This is a genomic window from Streptomyces sp. NPDC007875 (genome assembly GCF_042868035.1).
Taxonomy (GTDB): domain Bacteria; phylum Actinomycetota; class Actinomycetes; order Streptomycetales; family Streptomycetaceae; genus Streptomyces; species Streptomyces antimycoticus.
Genome location: NZ_JBIADZ010000001.1, coordinates 23596 through 43810 on the forward strand (window position 1 = coordinate 23596; position 20215 = coordinate 43810).

The 20215-nt window shown below is 70.9% G+C and carries 17 protein-coding genes; 6 read left to right on the forward strand and 11 right to left on the reverse strand.

Annotated elements, in window-relative coordinates; genetic code table 11:
- The first annotated feature begins 57 nt into the window (after positions 1 to 57).
- Positions 58 to 945 (forward strand): phosphatase PAP2 family protein, encoded by an 888-nt coding sequence (locus tag ACFYOY_RS00080; RefSeq protein ID WP_351880917.1) that lies wholly within the window; start codon positions 58 to 60, stop codon positions 943 to 945.
- A 123-nt stretch (positions 946 to 1068) separates the two neighbouring features.
- Here ACFYOY_RS00080 and ACFYOY_RS00085 read toward each other — a convergent pair whose 3' ends face one another.
- The 8 genes from ACFYOY_RS00085 to ACFYOY_RS00120 all read right to left on the reverse strand — a co-directional run bounded on the left by ACFYOY_RS00085 (position 1069) and on the right by ACFYOY_RS00120 (position 10029).
- Entirely contained in the window at positions 1069 to 2517 is a 1449-nt protein-coding gene (locus tag ACFYOY_RS00085; RefSeq protein ID WP_388583794.1) for an NAD(P)/FAD-dependent oxidoreductase, read from the reverse strand.
- 5 nt (positions 2518 to 2522) lie between these two features.
- Entirely contained in the window at positions 2523 to 3320 is a 798-nt protein-coding gene (locus ACFYOY_RS00090) for an ABC transporter permease (protein WP_351880914.1), read from the reverse strand.
- Positions 3317 to 4270 carry an ABC transporter permease gene (locus ACFYOY_RS00095; RefSeq protein ID WP_351880911.1) on the reverse strand — a complete coding sequence of 318 codons (954 nt, stop codon included), beginning with the start codon at positions 4268 to 4270 and terminating at the stop codon, positions 3317 to 3319. The genes ACFYOY_RS00090 and ACFYOY_RS00095 overlap by 4 nt, the downstream gene beginning before the upstream one ends.
- A complete protein-coding gene (locus ACFYOY_RS00100) occupies positions 4267 to 5418 on the reverse strand; it encodes an ABC transporter ATP-binding protein (RefSeq protein WP_351880908.1) in 1152 nt (383 codons plus the stop codon). The genes ACFYOY_RS00095 and ACFYOY_RS00100 overlap by 4 nt, the downstream gene beginning before the upstream one ends.
- A 21-nt stretch (positions 5419 to 5439) precedes the next feature.
- Positions 5440 to 6687: a spermidine/putrescine ABC transporter substrate-binding protein gene (locus ACFYOY_RS00105; RefSeq protein WP_388583798.1), complete on the reverse strand. Its 1248-nt coding sequence runs from the start codon at positions 6685 to 6687 to the stop codon at positions 5440 to 5442.
- A gap of 80 nt (positions 6688 to 6767) precedes the next feature.
- Entirely contained in the window at positions 6768 to 8288 is a 1521-nt protein-coding gene (locus ACFYOY_RS00110) for a gamma-aminobutyraldehyde dehydrogenase (RefSeq protein WP_351880903.1), read from the reverse strand.
- Positions 8289 to 8544: 256 nt separating this feature from the next.
- On the reverse strand, positions 8545 to 8967 hold the full coding sequence (locus tag ACFYOY_RS00115; protein WP_388583801.1) for a DUF4190 domain-containing protein: 423 nt from the start codon (positions 8965 to 8967) through the stop codon (positions 8545 to 8547).
- A gap of 153 nt (positions 8968 to 9120) precedes the next feature.
- Positions 9121 to 10029, reverse strand: coding sequence for a DUF4190 domain-containing protein (locus tag ACFYOY_RS00120; protein WP_351880899.1), 909 nt, complete (start codon positions 10027 to 10029; stop codon positions 9121 to 9123).
- A gap of 112 nt (positions 10030 to 10141) precedes the next feature.
- On the opposite strand from ACFYOY_RS00120, the gene ACFYOY_RS00125 reads away from it, so the two are divergent.
- Positions 10142 to 11164, forward strand: coding sequence for an adenosine deaminase (locus ACFYOY_RS00125; protein WP_351880896.1), 1023 nt, complete (start codon positions 10142 to 10144; stop codon positions 11162 to 11164).
- Positions 11161 to 11850: a glycerophosphodiester phosphodiesterase gene (locus ACFYOY_RS00130; protein ID WP_351880893.1), complete on the forward strand. Its 690-nt coding sequence runs from the start codon at positions 11161 to 11163 to the stop codon at positions 11848 to 11850. The genes ACFYOY_RS00125 and ACFYOY_RS00130 overlap by 4 nt, the downstream gene beginning before the upstream one ends.
- Here ACFYOY_RS00130 and ACFYOY_RS00135 read toward each other — a convergent pair.
- Both ACFYOY_RS00135 and ACFYOY_RS00140 read right to left on the reverse strand, forming a co-directional pair.
- Complete coding sequence (locus ACFYOY_RS00135; RefSeq protein ID WP_351880890.1) at positions 11840 to 13126, reverse strand: hypothetical protein; 1287 nt, start codon at positions 13124 to 13126, stop codon at positions 11840 to 11842. The two genes, ACFYOY_RS00130 and ACFYOY_RS00135, sit on opposite strands and share 11 nt — an antisense overlap.
- Before the next feature lie 66 nt (positions 13127 to 13192).
- Positions 13193 to 14644, reverse strand: coding sequence for a gamma-aminobutyraldehyde dehydrogenase (locus ACFYOY_RS00140; protein WP_351880887.1), 1452 nt, complete (start codon positions 14642 to 14644; stop codon positions 13193 to 13195).
- Between the two features lie 178 nt (positions 14645 to 14822).
- On the opposite strand from ACFYOY_RS00140, the gene ACFYOY_RS00145 reads away from it, so the two are divergent.
- A complete protein-coding gene (locus ACFYOY_RS00145; protein ID WP_043235601.1) occupies positions 14823 to 15293 on the forward strand; it encodes an Lrp/AsnC family transcriptional regulator in 471 nt (156 codons plus the stop codon).
- Between the two features lie 2 nt (positions 15294 to 15295).
- On the forward strand, positions 15296 to 16657 hold the full coding sequence (locus ACFYOY_RS00150; RefSeq protein WP_351880884.1) for an aspartate aminotransferase family protein: 1362 nt from the start codon (positions 15296 to 15298) through the stop codon (positions 16655 to 16657).
- Between the two features lie 221 nt (positions 16658 to 16878).
- Here ACFYOY_RS00150 and ACFYOY_RS00155 read toward each other — a convergent pair whose 3' ends face one another.
- Positions 16879 to 18423, reverse strand: a complete 1545-nt coding sequence (locus ACFYOY_RS00155) for a PucR family transcriptional regulator (RefSeq protein ID WP_351880881.1) — start codon at positions 18421 to 18423, stop codon at positions 16879 to 16881.
- Between the two features lie 260 nt (positions 18424 to 18683).
- Here ACFYOY_RS00155 and ACFYOY_RS00160 point away from each other — a divergent pair, with 260 nt between their 5' ends.
- Positions 18684 to 20159, forward strand: a complete 1476-nt coding sequence (locus ACFYOY_RS00160; protein WP_351880878.1) for a sodium:solute symporter — start codon at positions 18684 to 18686, stop codon at positions 20157 to 20159.
- Positions 20160 to 20215: the final 56 nt, after the last annotated feature.

The following is a 20215-nucleotide window of genomic DNA, read 5'->3' on the forward strand; positions in this document are numbered from 1 at the left end:
TGACAGGTGGGTGATCGGCCTGTCGGGCAGGGCTTCGCTGCCGTACGGTCATTGCAGATGAGAGAAACACCCCGCTCGCAGGGGACTGCGGGCGATGCCGAGCCGGTGCTTCCCCAGCCCCGACCCGGCTGTGCCCTCGCGCACACCACTGGAGCCTCCGGCTCCGGATCTCCTCACCGATCGGACGGCCGCCCGCCCCAAACCCCCCGGGGCGCGCGGCACACCGGTCGCCACGGCGGCCCCGGAACTACCCCCCCTGTTCCGGGGCTGCCGACTGTTCCCTCCCCTTCCGCGCCCCGGGCGCCGTTCTTCGCGCCCCTCGCGCCCCTCGCGCTCCTCACACCCCTCGCGCTGATCGCACTGCTCGCGCTGTGCACCTGGCAGATCGCCGCCCATGGCCCCCTGCGGACCTACGACGAACGGCTCGGCCGCGCGATCTCCGGCTCGGCGCTCCCCTCCCCCGTCGCCGAGTTCCTCGCCGACCTCGGCAATACGGCGGTGGCGGTTCCCGTCCTCGCCGTCGCTATCGCCTGGGCGGCGTGGTGCGCCCGGCGCGCGGGAGAGCCTCGCTGGTGGTTGCGGCCACTGGCCGCCGCGGTGGCGATGGCGGCGGTTCCGGCGCTGGTGGTTCCGTTCAAGGCGCTGATCGACCGCCCCGGCCCGCCCGGTCCGCTGGCGGGCGAGACCGGATTCTTCCCTTCCGGCCATGCCGCGACGGCCGCCGTCGCCTATGGCGCGGCGGCACTGCTCCGCCACCCTCTTCTGCGCCCGCGGCTACGGCGGCCCCTCCTGGTGGCCGTCGCCGTACTGAACCTGGCCGTGGCCGCCGGGCTGGTCCGGCGCGGCTACCACTGGCCGCTGGACACCGTCGCGAGCTGGTGTCTGTCCGGTCTGCTGCTGTGGACGCTGCTCCGGCTGAGCCGTACGAGCCAGATGACGGGTTGAGCCGGTTGAGCCCCGGTGGCCAAGTGAAAGCGGGCCGCGGTCGCCCCGGGCGGTGCCGAACGGCCCGTAGTGACCGCAGCCGAGCACGGTCATCCGGCCGTCAGGCCCTCACCCGCCCGACCCTCAGCTGTCGAATCCCAGCCCCACCTTGTCCATGGCCTTGAGCCACAGATTGCGGCGCCCGCCGTTCTCGTCGGCCCGGGTCATGGACCACTGGGTGATGCCGATGCCCGCCCAGCGCACCGGCTCCGGCGGGAAGGGCAGGGGCTTGCTGCGGACCATCTCCAGGCGGGTGCGCTCGGTGTGCTCACCGGCGAGCAGATCGAGCATCACCTCGGCGCCGAAGCGGGTCGCCCCGACGCCCAGGCCCGTATAGCCGAGCGCGTACGCCACCCTCCCCCCGTGCGCGCTGCCGAAGAACGCGGAGAAGCGCGAGCAGGTGTCGATGGCGCCGCCCCAGGCGTGGCTGAAGCGCACGCCCTCCAGCTGCGGGAAGCACTGGAAGAAGTGCTGGGCGAGGGTGCGGTAGGTGGCCGGATGGTGATCGTATTCGGCGCGCACCCGTCCGCCGTACCGGTAGACGATGTCGTAGCCGCCCCACAGGATGCGCCGGTCGGCGGTGAGCCGGAAGTAGTGGAAGTGATTGGCGGTGTCGCTGAGTCCCTGCCTGCGCTGCCAGCCGATCGCGTCGAGCTGCTCCTCGGTGAGCGGTTCGGTCATCAGCGCATGGTCGTAGACCGGGGCGATGTACGGGCGGACGCGGCGCACCAGGGCGGGGAAGGCGTTGGTGGCGAGCGCCACCTGGCGGGCGCGGACCCGGCCGTAGGGGGTGCGGACGGCCATCGCCGCCCCGGTGCTCGCCAGCCGTTCGGCCGGGGTGTGCTCGTAGATCCGTACGCCCAGGTCGGCGCAGGCCCGTGCCAGGCCCCAGGCGAGCTTGGCGGGGTGCACCATGGCCACGCCCCGGCGGTCCCACAGCCCGGCCAGGAAGGTGGGCGAGTCGACCTCGGCGCGTACCGCGTCGCGGTCGAGGAACTCGGGTGGCTCGAGGCCGAGGGCGCCGGCCTGTTCTACGGTTTCGCGCAACTCCGCCACCTGGTGGGGCGCGGTGGCCACATCGATCTCGCCGGTGCGTTCGAAGTCGCAGTCGATGCCGTAGCGTTCGACGGCTGATTCGATGGCGTCGAGGTTGCGGTGGCCGAGCCTTTCGAGTTCGGCCAGCTCATCGGGCCAGCGGGCCGCGCCGTTGCCGAGGCCGTGGGTGAGGGAGGCGGCGCAGAAGCCGCCGTTGCGCCCGGAGGCGGCCCAGCCGATCTCCTGGCCCTCGACCAGGACCACCTCGCGGTCGGGGTCGCGTTCCTTGGCGATCAGGGCGGTCCACAGTCCGCTGTAGCCGCCGCCGACGACGAGCAGATCGCAGCGCTCCTCCCCGACGAGGGCGGGGCGGGGGCGGGGCCTGCCGGGGTCATCCAGCCAGTACGGCCGGTACGCGGCGTCGGCCAGGGCTTTGAGGGCGGACGGGCCGGGGGCGCCGTCGCCCCCCGGCGAGCGGGTCATGGCGTCCGTGGCCATGGTTTTCAGCTCCTCTTGCGGCGGGCGCCGGCCAGTTGGCCGGCGAGAACGCACAGCACCGCGACGGCGAACATCGCCGTTCCGATCACATTGATCTGCACGGGCGTGCCGCGCTGTGCGGATCCCCAGACGAACATGGGGAAGGTCACGGTCGAGCCGGCGTTGAAGTTGGTGATGATGAAGTCGTCGAAGGAGAGCGCGAAGGACAGCAGCGCGCCGGCGGCGATGCCGGGTGCGGCGATCGGCAGGGTGACGCGCACAAAGGTCTGCGCCGGGGAGGCGTAGAGGTCCTGGGCGGCCTGTTCCAGCCGGGGGTCCATGGACATCACCCGCGCCTTGACGGCCGTCACGACGAAGCTCAGGCAGAACATGATGTGGGCGATGAGGATCGTCCAGAAGCCGAAGTCGACACCCATGTTGAGGAAGAGGGTGGCCAGCGAGGCGGCCATGACGACCTCGGGCATGGCCATCGGCAGGAAGATCAGGCTGTTGACCGCGGAGCGGGCCCGGAAGCGGTAGCGGGCCAGCGCGAAGGCGATCATCGTGCCGAGGAGGGTCGCGCCGATCGTCGCCCATACCGCGATCTTCAGGCTGAGCGAGAGCGAGCCGCACAGGTCGGCGACGCCGCACGGATCGGTCCAGGCCTCGGTGGAGAACCGCTGCCATTCGTAGTTGAAGCGTCCGTTGGGCTTGTTGAAGGAGAAGACCAGGACGACGACGTTGGGCAGGATCAGATACGCGAGGGTGCCGAGCCCCGCGATGACCACCAGGTTCCGCCGTATCCAGCGCGTCAGGGCCGTCACACCAGGTCCTCCGTCCCGGACTTGCGGATGTAGACGGTGACCATCGTCAGGATGGCCGCCATGAGGATGAAGGACAGCGCCGCCGCCGTCGGATAGTCCAGCACCCGCAGGAACTGCGACTGGATGACGTTGCCGACCATCTTCTGGTCGGCGGAGCCGAGCAGTTCGGCGTTGATGTAGTCGCCCGTGGCGGGGATGAAGGTGAGCAGCGTGCCCGCGACGACCCCCGGCATGGACAGCGGGAAGGTCACCTTCCGGAAGGTGGTGACGGGCCGGGCGTAGAGGTCGCCCGCGGCCTCGTGGAGCCGGGGGTCGATGCGCTCCAGCGAGGTGTAGAGCGGGAGGATCATGAAGGGCAGGAAGTTGTACGTCAGCCCGCAGACCACCGCGAGCGGGGTGGCCAGCACCCGCTGTCCCTCGGTGATCCCCAGATAGCTGGTGACGTCCAGGAGGTGCAGCGAGTTGAGCGCGCCCACCACCGGGCCGCTGTCGGACAGGATCGTCTTCCAGGCCAGGGTGCGGATCAGGAAGCTGGTGAAGAACGGCGCGATGACCATGACCATCACCAGATTGCGCCAGCGGCCCGCCCGGAAGGCGATGAGATACGCGAGCGGATAGCCCAGCACCAGGCACATCACGGTGGCGGTGGCGGCGTAGAGCACCGAGCGCAGGAACTGCGGGTAGTACTCGCTCAGCGCGTCCCAGTAGGTCTGGAAGTGCCAGGTGACCTTGAAGCCCTCTTCGAGGGAGCCGGTCTGGACGGAGGTCGACGCCTGGTAGACCAGCGGTGCGGCGAAGAAGATCAGCAGCCACAGGATGCCGGGGAGCAGCAGCCAGTAGGGCACCAGCCGCTTGCGGACGGCGGGCCTGAAGAGGGGCGGCTTCTGTACGGGGTCAGGCACCGGCCCGGCGGCATCCGGCGGGGCGTCGGGAGTCGCCGTCGCGCTCATGGGGCCTCCTCGTCCAGCTCCGTGCCGGCGTCGATGTCCTGGGTCGCGTCGAGGCCGAAGGTATGGGCGGGGTTCCAGTGCAGGACGACTTCGGCGCCGGGGACGAGCCGGGCGTCACGCTCGATGTTCTGCTCGTAGACGGTGATCTCGGGGCAGCCCGGGGTGGTGATGAGGTACTGGGTGGAGACGCCGATGAAGCTGGAGTCGGCGATCCGCCCGGTGATCCGGTTGCGGCCCTCCGGGATGGTCCCGGCGTCCTCGGCGTGGGCCAGGGCGATCTTCTCGGGACGCACCCCTACCAGCAGTTTCCCTCCCGTGCGGACGGGAGCGCTACATCGGTCGGCGGGCAGCGAGAGCTTGCCGCCGGCGGCGGCGAGGACGAGGTCGCCGCCGCTCTTGTCGGTGATCTCGGCCGCGATGAGATTGGAGGTGCCGAGGAAGTTGGCGACGAAGGTGGTGCCGGGGTTCTCGTAGAGGTCGGCGGGGGCGCCGCGCTGTTCGACCCGGCCGCCGTTCATCACCGCGACCGTGTCGGCCATGGTCATGGCCTCCTCCTGGTCGTGGGTGACGTGGATGAAGGTGATGCCGACCTCGGTCTGGATGCGCTTGAGCTCCAGTTGCATCTGACGGCGCAGCTTGAGGTCCAGCGCGCCCAGCGGCTCGTCGAGCAGCAGCACCCGGGGGTGGTTGATCAGGGCGCGGGCGACGGCGACGCGCTGCTGCTGGCCGCCGGAGAGCTGCTGCGGTTTACGGCGGGCGAAGTCGCCGAGCTGGACCAGCTCCAGCATCTCCTCGACCTGCTTCTTCACCGACTTGACGCCGCGCCGGCGCAGTCCGAAGGCGACGTTCTCGAAGACGTCGAGGTGCGGGAAGAGGGCATAGCTCTGGAAGACCGTGTTGACGGGCCGCTTATGGGGCGGGAGGGCGGTGATGTCCTCATCGGCGAGCCGGACGATGCCGCTGGTGGGCTCCTCCAGGCCCGCGATCATGCGCAGGGTGGTGGTCTTGCCGCAGCCGGAGGCGCCGAGCAGGGCGAAGAAGGAGCCGGCGGGTATGTGCAGATCGAGCGGGTGGACGGCGGTGAAGGACCCGTAGGTCTTGCTGATCCGGTCGAGCCGGACGTCGCCGCCGGAGGTGGGCTGGGTCATGGCGGTGCGCTTCCTCGCTTGTCAGGCGCCGGTGAGCTTGGCGAACTTGTCCTCGAATGCCGCCTCTTCCTTGCTGGAGAGCGAGCGGAAGGAGTGGGACTTGGCGGCCATCTCCTCGTCCGGGAGGATCAGCGGATTGTCCGCCAGCGCCTTGTCGATCTTCGCGAGTTCCTCGCGCACCCCGTCGACCGGGCAGACGTAGTTGATGTACGCGGCGATCTTCGCGGCGACCTTGGGCTCGTAGAAGTAGTCGATGAGCCGTTCGGCGTTCCTCTTGTGGCGTGCCTTGTTGGGCACCAGGAGGTTGTCCGTGGCCGTCATATAGCCGGCGTCGGGGATGGCGAACTCGATCTCGGGGTTGTCCGACTGGAGCTGGATCAGGTCCCCGGCCCAGGCCATACAGGCGGCGATGTCGCCCTTGGTGAGGTCGCCGGTGTAGTCGTTGCCGGTGAAGCGGCGGACCTGGCCCCGGTCGGACGCCTTCTGGAGGCGGGCGATCGCGGCGTCGTAGTCGTCGGCGGTGACCGTCTCGGGGTTCTTGCCCATGTCCAGGAGGGTCAGCCCGACGGTGTCGCGCATCTCGGTCAGCAGCCCGACCCGGCCCTTGAGCCTCGGGTCCTCCAGCAGCTGGGAGACCGAGGTGACCTTACGGCCGCCGGTGGCCTTCTTGTTGTACGCGATGACGGCGGGGATACCGGTCCACGGGTAGGAGTGGGCGCGGCCCGGGTCCCAGTCCGGGGTGCGAAAAGGTTTCCCCAGGTTGGTGTAGGCATGGGGCAGTTGGGCGGGGTCCAGCGGCTGTATCCAGCCGAGCCGGATCATCCGGGCGGCCAGCCAGTCGGTGACGCAGATGAGGTCGCGGCCGGTGTCCTGGCCCGCCGCGAGCTGTGGCTTGATCTTGCCGAAGAACTCGACGTTGTCGTTGATGTCCTCGGTGTACTTGACCTTGATGCCGGTACGGCGCTGGAACGCGTCCAGGGTCGGATGGCGGCCGCCCTTACCGACGTCCATGTACTCGGTCCAGTTGGAGAAGGCGAGCCGCTTCTCCTCGGCCGAGTGGTCATCTGAGGCGTTGTCCACCTCGGTGCGCCCCGCGGGCGGGATACCGCAGCCGCCGAGCGCCCCGAGCCCGCCGACGGCGATCGCCCCGGCGCCTCCCGCACGCAGCAGGGAGCGGCGGGTGAGGGCCATACGGCCGCTGGTCATGGAGCGCCGCATCGCGGCGATCTGTGGTGGGGACAGGCTCTCGGGCTCGTGCCGTGCTTCCATAAGCTGTGCCTTTCGAGGGTGTCGGCCGGTGGCGGCCGGCCGAGGCCACGCGCAGGTGGCCGCACATTCAGGTCTGTCGGTCAGGTCTGTCGATCCCCGAAGACCGTGCGGTGCCAGTCCTTGCGGACCACCGCGGTGTTGTCGAACATCACATGCTTGACCTGCGTGTACTCCTCGAAGGAGTACGCCGACATGTCCTTGCCGAAGCCGGACGCCCGCACCCCGCCGTGCGGCATCTCGCTGATGATCGGGATGTGGTCGTTGATCCACACGCACCCCGCCCGGAGCTCGCGGGAGGCGCGGCCCGTCCGGTAGACATCGCGGCTCCAGGCGGAGGCGGCGAGACCGTAAGGGGTGTCGTTGGCGAGTGCGATCCCCTCGTCGTCGCTGTCGAAGGGGAGGACCGCCAGGACCGGGCCGAAGATCTCGGACTGGACGATCTCGCTGTCCTGGGGCGCGCCGGTGATGAGCGTGGGCCGGTAGTAGGCGCCCTTGGCGAGGTCGCCGCCCGGGATCTCGCCGCCGGTGACGACGGTGGCGTAGCCGCGGGCCCGGTCCACGAAGCCCGCCACGCGATCGCGCTGGGCGTGGGAGACCAGCGGGCCGAGGTCGGTGTTCGGGTCGAAGGGGTCGCCGAGCCGTACGGACGCCATGAGATCGGCGACGGCGGCGACGAACGCGTCGTACAGCGGGCGCTGGACATACGCGCGGGTGGCGGCGGTGCAGTCCTGTCCGCTGTTGATCAACGCGCCCGCGACGGCGCCGTGCGCGGCGGCCTCCAGGTCCGCGTCGTCGAAGACGACGAAGGGCGCCTTGCCGCCGAGTTCGAGATGGATCCGCTTGACGGTGGAGGTGGCGAGTTCGGCGACCCGCTTGCCGACCGCCGTCGATCCGGTGAAGGAGGTCATCGCCACCGCGGGGTGGGAGACCAGCCACTCGCCCGCCTCCGGACCGGTGCCGCTCACCACGTTGACGACGCCGTCCGGAAGGCCCGCCTCCGTGGCCGCCTGCGCGAACATCAGCGAGGTCAGGGGCGTCAGTTCGGCGGGCTTGAGCACGATGGTGTTGCCCGCGGCGATGGCCGGGAGGACCTTCCAGGCCGCCATCTGGAGGGGGTAGTTCCAGGGGGCGATGGAGCCGATGACCCCAATGGGCTCGCGGCGGATGTACGAGGTGTGGTCACCGCTGTATTCGGCGGCGGCCTTGCCCTCCAACTGGCGGGCGGCGCCCGCGAAGAAGGAGACGTTGTCGATGGAGCCGGGCACATCGAACTCGGTGCTCAGCTTGATGGGCTTGCCGCACTGCAGCGACTCGGCGTAGGCGAGGTCGTCCGCCCGCTCGGTGAGCACCGCGGCGAAGCGGTGCATCGCGTCGGACCGCTCACCGGGGGTCGCGCCCGCCCATTCGGGGAAGGCGGCCTCGGCCGCGGCCACAGCGGTGTCGACATCGGCCGCACCGGCGAGCCGGTAGCTGAACACCTGCTCGCCGGTGGCCGGGTCGACGACCTGATGCGTGCCCTCGGAGCCCCCCTGGCGCAGGCGGCCCGCGATGTACTGGGCACCGTCGGCGAACCGCTCCGTCACGTCGAACCGCTGATCCATCGCGCTCTCCTCCGCCGGTCCGCCCCAACGAGGCGCGGCGTAGCTCCAACCGGAATTGAAGGCCGATCCTGACAGAGAGCCTTCGCTTCAACAAGGGATTCCGTTGTTGCTTTTTGATTTCGCGACGGATTCAGTGATCAGAGCGGCTCCGGCGTCACCGTTTCCGCGCCGGATCCCGGTCTGGACCGACGGTTTGGACAGCCGGGCCGGACGCCGGTCCGGATGCCCGGCTCGGATGCCGGTCCGGACCGCCGTTCTAGAAGATGGAGTCGATGGCGGCGTCCACCGCCAAGACGTAGATCACCGGGAGCACCATGCCGATGATTCCGCAGACCAGACCGGCGGTGGCCGAGCCTCCGTTGTTCGCCTGGCCCCGGCCGACCTTCCCCTTGCCTATGGCGCCGAAGGTGATCGCCAGGATGCCGAGGATGACCGCGAAGACCCACAGGAAGTAGGTGATCCCGCAGACCAGGCCGACGATGCCGCAGACCAGCGCGGCCGTGCCCATGCCGTTGTTCAGCTGCATCGGCGTCCCGGCCGCCCCCGGGTAGAGGGGCGGCGCGGCGGGGTAGCCGGCGCCGGGGTACTGCGGTGGCTGGGCCGGTGGCGCGGGCGTGGCGTAGGGATTGGCCTGGGGGTCGTACGGATCCTGCGGCGGGCCGGGCATGGAGCTGGACATCGGTGGTCTCCCCTCCTGGTAAACGTCCGGCAATGTTATGGGCATGCCTCATCCCGGGACAGCTCGATTGTCCAGGTCGGCGCCGCTGTCGGCGGCGCCTTTCTGAGCGGGGTGGGAGAGTCCCGGGAGGCCGGTCGCGTTGTCGGAGGCGCGTCAGCGGCCGATATCGGCGAGCGGGAGCACCGCCGCGCTCGAGACATCGGCATAGCCCGGATCGTCACCGTTGTCCGAGCCGTCGTCCGCGGTGGCGATGTAGACAAAGATCATGACGACGCTCGCCACCACGGCGACCACCCCGAGGATCACCCCGGCGAGCGCCGAACCGCCGTTGGTCGCCTCACCACTTGCCGCCCTGGTGCGGCCGAGTGCCCCGAAGACGATCGCGAGCACGCCGAGGACGATGCCGAGCACGATGCTCGGGGAGAGGACCAGGCCGATGATGCCGAGCACCAGGGCGGCCGTGCCATGGCCGTTGTTCGGCACATACGTCCCGCCCGGCCAGCCCTGGCCGTACGTTCCTCCGGGGTAGGCGGCGCCGGGGTAGGCGGCGGCCGGATATCCGGAGCCGGAGTATCCCGTGCCGGGGTGAGCGGTGCCCGGGTAGCCGTAGCCGGGATAGCCCGGCACCCCGCCGTACGGGGACTGCTTGGGGGGCGCCTGCTGGCCGTATCCGGTTTGACCGTATCCCGTCGGCCCGTAGCCCGCTGGACCGTACGGCCCGGCGGCCGGGTAGGCGCTGGGCGTGCCCGGGCCGGTCGGCGCGGGCGGCGGCGGGGGTACCGCGCCCGGCGCGGCCACGGGGCCCGGCGGGGGCGGCGGAGGGGGCGGGGGCGTCGGGCCCGGCACCGCGGGATAGGAGGTGAGGGTCGGCTGCTCGGCCACCGGGGGGCGGGGAGCCGGTATCCCTTGTTCGGCCGCCGTCTTGTCCATCGGGCCCTTGTCCATCGCGACCCGCTGCGCCGGTGGAGCCCAGGGATCGCGCTCGCGCGGCTCGGGCTGCCTCGGCTGCCCGGGCCGCCGTGGCTCATCCTGCGGCTCGGACGGGTCGTGCTGGTCGGCCATGAAGCTCCCCCACAAAGACGTCCGCCCATGCTACGGCCTGTGGCGAGCCCGCCGGCGACACACCATACGATGACCGGAACCCGCCACCGGCGGGCGTCTCCCGGAGGTTTCGTTGACCGATCTGACCACCTTCATCGCCGGGCTGCCCAAGGCGGAGCTCCATGTGCACCACGTGGGGTCCGCGTCCCCGCGCATCGTGGCCGAGCTGGCCGCCCGGCACCCCGACTCCAAGGTGCCCACCGACCCCGAGGCCCTCGCCGAGTACTTCGTCTTCCGGGACTTCGCGCACTTCATCGAGATCTATCTCTCCGTGGTGGACCTGATCCGCGACGCCGAGGACGTCCGGCTGCTGACCTACGAGATCGCCCGCGACATGGCCCGGCAGAACATCCGCTACGCCGAGCTGACCGTCACCCCCTACAGCTCGACCCGGCGCGGCATCCCGGACACCGCCTTCGTCGAGGCGATCGAGGACGCCCGTAAGGCGGCCGAGTCGGAGTTCGGCACGGTGCTGAGCTGGTGCTTCGACATTCCCGGCGAGGCCGGTCTCGAGGCCGCCGAGGAGACCGCCCGGATCGCCTGTGAGCTGCGCCCCGAGGGGCTGGTCGGCTTCGGCCTCGGCGGCCCGGAGATAGGGGTGCCGCGCCCCCAGTTCAAGCCGTACTTCGACCGAGCCATCGCCGCCGGGCTGCGCAGCGTGCCGCATGCGGGCGAGACCACCGGGCCGCAGACGATCTGGGACGCCCTCATCGAGCTGCGGGCCGAGCGCATCGGCCATGGCACCAGCGCCGTGCAGGACCCGAAACTGCTCGCCCATCTCGCGGAGCATCGCATTCCGTTGGAGGTCTGCCCGACCTCCAACCTCGCCACGCGCGCCGTCGCCACGCTCGATGAGCACCCCCTGAAGCAGATGGTCGATGCCGGGGTGATCGTCACGATCAACAGCGACGACCCGCCCATGTTCGGCACCGACCTCAACACCGAGTACCAGGTCGCGGCCCGGCTGCTGGACCTGGACGCGGCGGGCGTCGCGGCCCTGGCGAAGAACGCCGTCCAGGCGTCCTTCCTGGACGCCGAGGGCAAGGCGCGGCTCGCCGCGGAGATCGACGCCTACACGGCGGTCGCGGGCCGATGAGGGCGGCGGGGGCGCGATGCGTCCCGGTCGGCCACCGCGGCGACCCGTATGTGTGCCGTGAGAACACCCTGCCCTCCATCCGCTCCGCGGTGGGCGCGGGGGCGGGCGCGGTCGAGATCGACGTACGGCTGTCCCGGGACGGCGTGCCGGTGCTGCTCCACGACGCCACGCTGAAGCGGCTGTGGGGCCAGGACCGGCCGCTGTCCGGGCTGACCGCCGAGGAGGTGCGGCAGCTGACCGGCGGGGGCGTCCCGACCCTGCGCGAGGCCCTCGCGTGCGCCGACTCCACCCGGCTGCTGATCGATCTGCCGGACGCGTCGGCCGCGCCCGCCGCCGTCGCCCAGGTGCGGGAGAGCGGAGCGGGCGACCGGGTGTACTACTGCGGCGCCCTGGCGGCCCTGCACGCCGTGCGCCGCGCGGAGCCGCACGCCGAGATAGCGCTGACCTGGACCACGCTCGCCCCGCCGGCTCCGGCGCTGCTGGCCGCGCTGCGCCCCCGGTGGCTCAACTACCGCTTCGGGCTGGTCTCCCGGGAGCTGGTCGCCCGCCATCACGCCGACGGGCTGCTGGTCTCCGCCTGGACCGCCGACACCCGCCGGTCGATGTCCCGGCTGCTGAGGGCGGGCGTCGACGGGATCACCACCAACCGGGTCGGCGCCCTGGCGGCCCTTCTGCTCAGCGGCTGACCGCGCGGCGGGCGGAGGCGCCGCCCACCCACAGGTCATTGCTGCCCGCGATGACGACCTTCCCGTCGGAGCGGGTGGTGATGGCCGAGGGCAGCGAATCGCCGCAGCCGAGCTCGGCCCGCTCGGCGTCCTCGCCGAAGCCGGTCCACACCATGCCGCAGAAGGTGTGGTCCCCGCTGCGGAGGCCGAGAAGCACCAGCGCGCCCGAGCCGTCGACGCCCGCGCCCCGGATCCGCCCCTCCCCCAGCGACGAGGTGTCCTCGACCGTCCAGTGCAGGCCGTCCGCGCTGGTCAGCACGGAGGGCCGGTCGGGCTTGCCGTAGTCCTCGCGGCCACCGTAGGACCGGGCGCCGTAGGCGATCCACCGGCCGTCGTGCCACAGCACGCCGCTCACCGGGGCGTAGCCGTGCAGCCGGGGGGTGAGTGCGGTTCGCCAGGTGCGTCCGCCGTCCGTGGACGCCCAGACCGGCAGCCGTGGCCGGCCCTGGCCCTGGGCGTTGCCGCCGATGGCCACGATCCGGCGGCCCTCGGCGGCCATGGCCAGCACGCCCGTCCTGGTGAGGGAGGCGCCCTGAGCGGCGGGCAGCTCCGGGAGCCGTTGGCGCCGGACGGTCCTCCCCTGGTCCGTGGAGATCCATACCGTCGGTACGAGCCGCCGCTTCTCGGTCACCGAACCGCCGAGGACCAGCCGCTGGCCGCTACGCACCATGACGGCCGCGCCGCCCGGGTCCCGGGCACCCGGTTCGGCGTTCGGATCCGGCTCCACGGGCGGGACCTTGAGGTCGGCCAGCCGGTGGACGCGCCCCGAGCGGTCGAGGCGCGAGAGGGACGTACCGGCCGCGTACACCGAGCCGTCCTCACCGGAGAGCACCGCCCTCCCGGCGAGCCCGCCGCCGCCCCAGCCCTCGGCGCCGTTTCCCGGAGCCATGTCCCCGGGCACCTCGCCGGGGGTGGCCCCGGTCTCCGGCGCCGGATCGAGCGAGAGCTTCGTACAGGCCGCGTCGCCGGTCCAGTTGACGCCCACGTCGCGATGGCCGTTGCTGTACGTGCCGAGGCCGAGGACGCAGTCGCCGTACGGCACGAGCGCCTTCAGTCCGTGCTCACCGCCGCTGTCCTTGGTGATCGCCGGGTACTGCACCGCCCCTGCGTAGTGCCGGAACCCCAGCTCGGACGCGGCCGGGCCGCCCGCCTTCTTCTCGCCGCAGCCCGCGATGGCCGGCAGGATCGCGGCGGCCGCCGCGATCCACAGACGTCCGGATTTCCCCCACTTGGTCATGACAGGAGATCCTGCCATGACCAAGTGACAAGCCCGGCGCGGGAATCTGCCGGGATCGGCCCGGGATCAGCCCAGCGACGTCATGACGTGCTTGATGCGGGTGTAGTCCTCGAAGCCGTAGGCGGAGAGGTCCTTGCCGTAGCCGGACTTCTTGAAGCCGCCGTGCGGCATCTCGGCGACCAGCGGGATGTGGGTGTTGATCCAGACACAGCCGAAGTCCAGGGCCTTGGACATCCGCATCGCGCGGGCGTGGTCCTTGGTCCAGACCGACGAGGCGAGCGCGTACTCCACGCCGTTGGCGTACGAGATCGCCTGCGCCTCTTCCGAGAAGGTCTGCACGGTGATGACCGGGCCGAAGACCTCGTTCTGGATGATCTCGTCGTCCTGCTTGAGCCCGGAGACCACGGTGGGCGCGTAGAAGAAGCCCTTGTCACCGACCCGGTGGCCGCCCGCCTCGACCTTGGCGTGTGCGGGGAGCCGGTCGATGAAGCCGGAGACCTGGGCCAGCTGGTTGGCGTTGTTCAACGGCCCGTACAGCGCGTCCTCGTCGTCGGGCGCACCGGTCTTGGTCTCGGCGGCGGCCTTGGCGAGCGCGCTCACGAACTCGTCGTGGATCGACTCGTGGACCAGCACCCGGGTGGCGGCCGTACAGTCCTGGCCCGCGTTGAAGAAGCCCGCGACCGAGATGTCCTCGACCGCCTTGGGGATGTCGGTGTCCTCGAAGACGACCACGGGGGCCTTGCCGCCGAGCTCCAGATGCACCCGCTTGACGTCCTTCGAGGCGCTCTCGGCGACCTGCTTGCCCGCTCGCACCGAGCCGGTGATGGACGCCATGGCGGGCACGGAGTGCTCGACCATCAGCCGGCCGGTCTCGCGGTCGCCGCAGATCACGTTGAAGACGCCCTGCGGATGGCCCAGTTCCGCCAGCACTCCACCGATGATCTCGGCGATCAGCACGGTGGAGGCGGGGGTGGTGTCCGAGGGCTTGATGACGACCGTATTGCCCGCGGCGAGGGCCGGGGCGAACTTCCATACGGCCATCATCATCGGGTAGTTCCACGGTGCGACCTGGGCGCAGACCCCGACCGGCTCACGCCGGATGATCGAGGTGAGCCCCTCCATGTACTCACCGGCCGAGCGGCCCTCCAGCATCCGGGCCGCGCCCGCGAAGAAGCGGATCTGGTCGATCATCGGCGGGATTTCCTCGTCCCGCGTGAGGCCGATCGGCTTGCCGGTGTTCTCGGACTCGACGGCGATCAGCTCCTCCGCCCGCGCCTCGAAGGCGTCGGCGATCTTGAGCAGTGCCTTCTGCCGCTCGCCGGGCACCAGGTCGCGCCAGGCCGGGAAGGCGGCCTCGGCGGCGGCCATCGCCGCGTCCACGTCCGCCGCGCCCGACAACGGCGCGGTGGCGTAGGGCTCGCCCGTGGCCGGGTTGACCACCTCCGTGGTCCGCCCGTCCGCGGCGTCCCGGAACGCTCCGTCGATGTAGTTGCGCAGACGACGCAGTTCGGTGGTCACGTGCCACCCCTCCTGTCAGCTGTCCGATGGGTGAGACACCCACAGTAGTCGCCGGGGCTGCGCTTTCAACATACCCGCCACACCAGAACAACGGAATCAGTGTTTTCGAGGCCCCTTAACGACGAAATTCATCGATGAAGGGTTGCGACACGGGCGAGGCTCGTGCACAGTGAGGGTCGTGGCCACACCTGACAAGAACGGCACGACCCTCGACTCCGTATCCCTGGCGATCATCGAGCAGCTCCAGGAAGACGGCCGCCGGCCGTACGCCGCCATCGGAAAGGCCGTGGGGCTCTCCGAGGCCGCCGTGCGGCAGCGCGTGCAAAAGCTGCTCGACCAGGGCGTGATGCAGATCGTCGCCGTCACCGATCCTCTCACCGTGGGGTTCCGGCGGCAGGCGATGGTCGGCATCAATGTCGAGGGCGATCTCGACCCGGTCGCGGACGCGCTGACCGCCATGGACGAGGTCGAGTACGTGGTCGTCACCGCGGGCTCCTTCGATCTCCTGATCGAGATCGTCTGCGAGGACGACGACCACCTCCTCGAAATGATCAACAAGCGGATCCGCACGCTGCCCGGTGTGCGCTCCACCGAGAGCTTCGTCTACCTCAAGCTCCGGAAGCAGACCTATACCTGGGGAACGAGATAGCAATGAGCGCCGACCTCTCCAAGACGGCGTACGACCACCTGTGGATGCACTTCACCCGCATGTCGTCGTACGAGAACTCCCCCGTGCCGACGATCGTCCGCGGTGAGGGCACGTACATCTACGACGACAAGGGCAAGCGGTACATCGACGGCCTGGCCGGCCTGTTCGTGGTCAACGCGGGCCACGGCCGGGTCGAGCTGGCGGAGACGGCCTACAAGCAGGCCCAGGAGCTCGCCTTCTTCCCGGTGTGGAGCTATGCCCACCCCAAGGCCGTCGAGCTCGCCGAGCGGCTCGCGGGCTACGCGCCCGGCGACCTGAACAAGGTCTTCTTCACCACGGGCGGCGGCGAGGCCGTCGAGACCGCCTGGAAGCTGGCCAAGCAGTACTTCAAGCTCACCGGCAAGCCCACCAAGCACAAGGTCATATCCCGGGCGGTGGCCTACCACGGCACCCCGCAGGGAGCCCTGTCGATCACCGGGCTGCCGGGGCTCAAGGCCCCCTTCGAACCGCTGGTCCCCGGTGCCCACAAGGTCCCCAACACCAACATCTACCGCGCGCCGATCTTCGGCGACGACCCCGTGGCGTTCGGCCGCTGGGCCGCCGACCAGATCGAGCAGCAGATCCTCTTCGAGGGCCCGGACACCGTGGCCGCGGTCTTCCTGGAGCCGGTGCAGAACGCGGGCGGCTGCTTCCCCCCGCCGCCCGGGTACTTCCAGCGGGTCCGCGAGATCTGCGACAAGTACGACGTGCTGCTGGTCTCGGACGAGGTCATCTGCGCCTTCGGCCGGCTGGGCACGATCTTCGCCTGTGACAAGTTCGGCTACGTCCCGGACATGATCACCTGCGCCAAGGGCATGACCTCGGGCTACTCCCCGATCGGCGCGTGCATCATCTCCGACCGGCTCTCCGAGCCCTTCTACCAGGGCGACAACACCTTCCTCCACGGCTACACCTTCGGCGGCCACCCGGTCTCGGCCGCGGTCGGCGTCGCCAACCTCGACATCTTCGAGCGCGAGGGCCTCAACCAGCATGTGCTGGACAACGAGGGCGCGTTCCGGTCCACGCTGGAGCGGCTGCACGATCTGCCGATCGTCGGCGATGTCCGGGGGAATGGTTTCTTCTACGGCATCGAGCTGGTGAAGGACAAGGCCACCAAGGAGTCCTTCGACGAGGAGGAGACCGAGCGGATCCTCTACGGCTTCCTCTCCAAGGCGCTGTACGAGAACGGGCTGTACTGCCGGGCCGACGACCGCGGCGACCCGGTCGTCCAGCTGGCGCCGCCGCTGATCGCCGACCAGGCGCTGTTCGACGAGATCGAGCAGATCCTGCGGGCAGTGCTGACGGAGGCGTGGACCAAGCTCTGACGGCCGGTCGCTTCGGCAGCCCAAGGCCGCGTGGTTCGGTCTCACTTGAGGGTGAACCTCGCTTTGGCGGCACAAGGCGGCCTGGTTCAGGTTCACTTGAGGTCAGCTCCACTTGAGGCTGAGGCCCACGTGAGGCTCAGGCCCACGTAAGGCTCGGGCCCACTTGAGGCTCAGGCCCACGTGAGGCTCAGGCCCACGTGAGGCTCAGGCCCACGTAAGGCTCAGGCCCACTTGAGGGCGAACCACAGCTCCATCCGGACGTCCGCGTCGCCCAGGTCCACATCCAGCAGGGCCTCGGCGCGGGCGATCCGCTGACGGACCGTATTGCGGTGCACCTCCAGTGCCACCGCCGTACGGTCCCAGCTGCCGTGCAGCGACAGCCACACCCGCACCGTCTCCAGCAGCGCCGGTGCGCCGTCGAGCGGCGCGAGCAGGGCCCGGCCGTGCGCCCCCGCCTCGGCCGGGTCCACCAGCGAGCCGACCCCGCCCGCGCGGGACGGGCCGTGCCGCACCAGCGGCACCCGCTCGGCGACGGCCCGCCGCAGCGCACGGGCGGCGTCGGCGCCGCCGCGCGGCAGATCCGCGGCCGGTACGGGCGCCCCGACGCCCAGGGTCCAGCCGGGCTGCGCCCGTACCTCCCCCTCACCTGGCACGAGGGCGCACAGCGCGTCCCCGTCGAGGTCGACCAGCGGCGTCCCGAGCCCGGCCGCGAGCGCCGCCGTGGCCAGCAGCCCGTCGTCCCGGCCGCGGCCGCGCCGCCGCCCGTGCACCACGGTCCACAGCCCGCCGCCCTCCGGGGGCCCGGATCTCACATCGGGGGGTGTCCCCGCCTGCCCCGGCGAGCGGCTCAGCAGTCCGGCCACCCGTGCCGGTTCGGCGCCGAGCATCAGCCGTACCAGCGCCGCCGTGCGCTCGGCCTCGGCCCCGACCACCCGCCGCGCGGTCAGCAGCGACAGCAGCACCACGGCCACCCCCACGATCGCCCCGTCCGCGCCGTCCCGCCGGGGAGCGCAGACGCCGAGTGCGAGCCGGTCCTCCGGCCCGGCCGGGCCGCCCAGCCCGTACGCGGTCAGCTGCAGCTCCTCACCGTCCGCGCCGGCCGCCCTGCCCGCCGCCGAGGACGGGCCCGAGCGCAGCCGCGCCGCGAGCGCGCCGAGCGCCGTACGGACCTCCCGCGACGGCCGCGGCCCCGCGGCCGCCAGCTCCGCACCGTCCGGGCCGTAGAGCACCGTCCACGCCCCGAGGTGCTGGCCCAGCTGTCGCAGCACGGCCGGTACGGGGTGCGGGCGCGCCGCGGCCGTCGCCAGCGACTGCTGCGCCTCGGTGACGCTCCGCAGCTCATGGTGGCGGCGCTCGGCCATCGCGTCCCAGACCGCGCTCGCGACGGCCGTGAAGGTCGTCTGCCGCGGCACCTCGACCAGCGGCAGCCCATGCCGGTCGCACGCCTCGACCAGCGCGCGGGGCACCGTGTCGTGCACCGGCGCGATGCCGAAGCCGAGCGCCGCCGCACCCGCCTGGACCGTACGGGCCACATAGCGGTCCCAGTAGGTGCCGGCGCCCGCCGCCTCCGGGCAGTGCACCCCCGCGCTGAGCAGCAGCTCGCCGCCCAGCAGATACGGGACGGGGTCCTCCATCTCGCTGGTGTGGACGAAGTACACGGGTGTGTCCGCCTCGCGCGCCCCCGCGACCTGCCGCAGCCCAAGGGCAGGGTGGCCGAGGAGGGTGGCGAGCGGGACGGGGGCCGTCGGGGGTACGCGGTCGTTCATCACGGCGGGCCTCGCGTGGGGACGGTTCGTACATCCCGGGGATCGGGAGTGGAGGAAACGTACACTTCCCGGACGCTCCGGCGACACCTAGGGTCTCCGTCACTCCCCACATTCCCCGCACACCCCGTACTCCCCCGCACTTCCTGTACTTCCCACGACCCGATCCCCGCGGATCGCCGGGACCTCCCCGATCCCGTGCGGCCCCGCTCCCCCGACCTACGTACCGCTACCCGACCCCCGCCGGACCGAGGAGCACCACCATGACCGCTGTCGACTACACCGTGATCGTCGTCTATCTCGCGGGCATGCTCGCGCTCGGCTGGTGGGGCATGCGCCGCACCACCTCCACCAGCGACTTCCTGGTCGCGGGCCGACGGCTGGGTCCGTTCATGTACTCCGGGACGATGGCCGCGATCGTGCTCGGCGGCGCGTCCACCATCGGCGGCGTCGGGCTCGGCTACCAGTACGGGCTCTCCGGCGCCTGGATGGTCATCGCCATCGGCCTGGGGCTGCTGGCGCTGTCGGTCTTCTTCTCGGCGCGCATCGCCCGCCTCAAGGTCTACACGGTCAGCCAGATGCTGGATCTGCGCTACGGCGGCTCCTCCGGGCTGATCTCGGGCATCGTGATGTGGGGCTACACCCTGATGCTCGCGGTCACCTCGACCATCGCCTACGCCACCATCTTCGACGTGATCTTCGGCCTGGACCGGGTCATCGCCATCGTGCTCGGCGGGGCGATCGTGGTCTGCTACTCGACGCTCGGCGGCATGTGGTCGATCACCCTCACCGACATGGTGCAGTTCGTGGTCAAGACGGTGGGCGTGCTGCTCCTGCTGCTGCCGATCGCGGTGGTCAAGGCCGGCGGCTTCGGCGCGATGAAGTCCGAACTCCCCCACGGCTACTTCTCCCCCCTGGGCATCGGCGGCCAGACCGTCTTCACCTATGTGCTCATCTACTCCTTCGGCATGCTGATCGGCCAGGACATCTGGCAGCGGGTCTTCACCGCCCGCGATGACAAGGTGGCCCGCCGTGGCGGCACCGCGGCCGGTACGTACTGCCTGGCCTACGCGGTCGCGGGCGCGGTCATCGGCACGGCGGCGAAGGTGCTGTACCCCAAGCTGGACGCCCCGGACGACGCATTCGCGACCATCGTCAAGGACTCCCTCCCGGTGGGCGTGAAGGGGCTGGTGCTGGCCGCCGCGCTGTCCGCGGTGATGTCCACCTCCTCGGGCGCGCTCATCGCCTGCGCGACGGTGGCCAACAACGACATCTGGGCCCGGCTGCGCGGCCGTACGCTCCGTACGGCCGGTGGCGCCCACGACGAGGTCGGCGGCAACCGCGTCTTCATCCTCATCATGGGCATCGCGGTCATCGGCATCTCCGTCGCGCTCAACGATGTCGTGGAGGCACTGACCGTCGCCTACAACGTGCTGGTCGGCGGGTTGCTGATGCCGATCCTGGGCGGGCTGTTGTGGAAGCGTGGCACGGGCGCGGGCGCCCTGGCCTCGGTCGGTGTCGGCGGCCTTACGGTCATCGCGCTGATGGGGTGGAAGGGCATCCTCGCCAACGAACCCATCTACTTCGGGCTGCTGGCCTCGCTGGTGGCGTATGTGGCGGTCAGCCTCGCCACCAAGCCGACTGACGCGGCGATCCTCGACGCCTGGCGGCGCCGACTCGCCGGTGAACCGGCCGCCCCCGCCTCCGAGACCACCAGCCCGGCCACCGCGGGCGCCTGAGACGGCCTCGGCCTCGCGCCCCTTCATTCGCTACCTCTCCCTCCTACGTACCCCTC

Coding starts and splice junctions, on each gene's coding strand:
- ACFYOY_RS00080 (WP_351880917.1), top strand. CDS start 58: ATGAGAGAAACACCCCGCTCGCAGGGGACTGCGGGCGATGCCGAGCCG.
- ACFYOY_RS00085 (WP_388583794.1), bottom strand. CDS start 2,517: ATGGCCACGGACGCCATGACCCGCTCGCCGGGGGGCGACGGCGCCCCC.
- ACFYOY_RS00095 (WP_351880911.1), bottom strand. CDS start 4,270: ATGAGCGCGACGGCGACTCCCGACGCCCCGCCGGATGCCGCCGGGCCG.
- ACFYOY_RS00100 (WP_351880908.1), bottom strand. CDS start 5,418: ATGACCCAGCCCACCTCCGGCGGCGACGTCCGGCTCGACCGGATCAGC.
- ACFYOY_RS00105 (WP_388583798.1), bottom strand. CDS start 6,687: ATGGAAGCACGGCACGAGCCCGAGAGCCTGTCCCCACCACAGATCGCC.
- ACFYOY_RS00110 (WP_351880903.1), bottom strand. CDS start 8,288: ATGGATCAGCGGTTCGACGTGACGGAGCGGTTCGCCGACGGTGCCCAG.
- ACFYOY_RS00115 (WP_388583801.1), bottom strand. CDS start 8,967: ATGTCCAGCTCCATGCCCGGCCCGCCGCAGGATCCGTACGACCCCCAG.
- ACFYOY_RS00120 (WP_351880899.1), bottom strand. CDS start 10,029: ATGGCCGACCAGCACGACCCGTCCGAGCCGCAGGATGAGCCACGGCGG.
- ACFYOY_RS00130 (WP_351880893.1), top strand. CDS start 11,161: ATGAGGGCGGCGGGGGCGCGATGCGTCCCGGTCGGCCACCGCGGCGAC.
- ACFYOY_RS00135 (WP_351880890.1), bottom strand. CDS start 13,126: ATGACCAAGTGGGGGAAATCCGGACGTCTGTGGATCGCGGCGGCCGCC.
- ACFYOY_RS00150 (WP_351880884.1), top strand. CDS start 15,296: ATGAGCGCCGACCTCTCCAAGACGGCGTACGACCACCTGTGGATGCAC.
- ACFYOY_RS00155 (WP_351880881.1), bottom strand. CDS start 18,423: ATGAACGACCGCGTACCCCCGACGGCCCCCGTCCCGCTCGCCACCCTC.
- ACFYOY_RS00160 (WP_351880878.1), top strand. CDS start 18,684: ATGACCGCTGTCGACTACACCGTGATCGTCGTCTATCTCGCGGGCATG.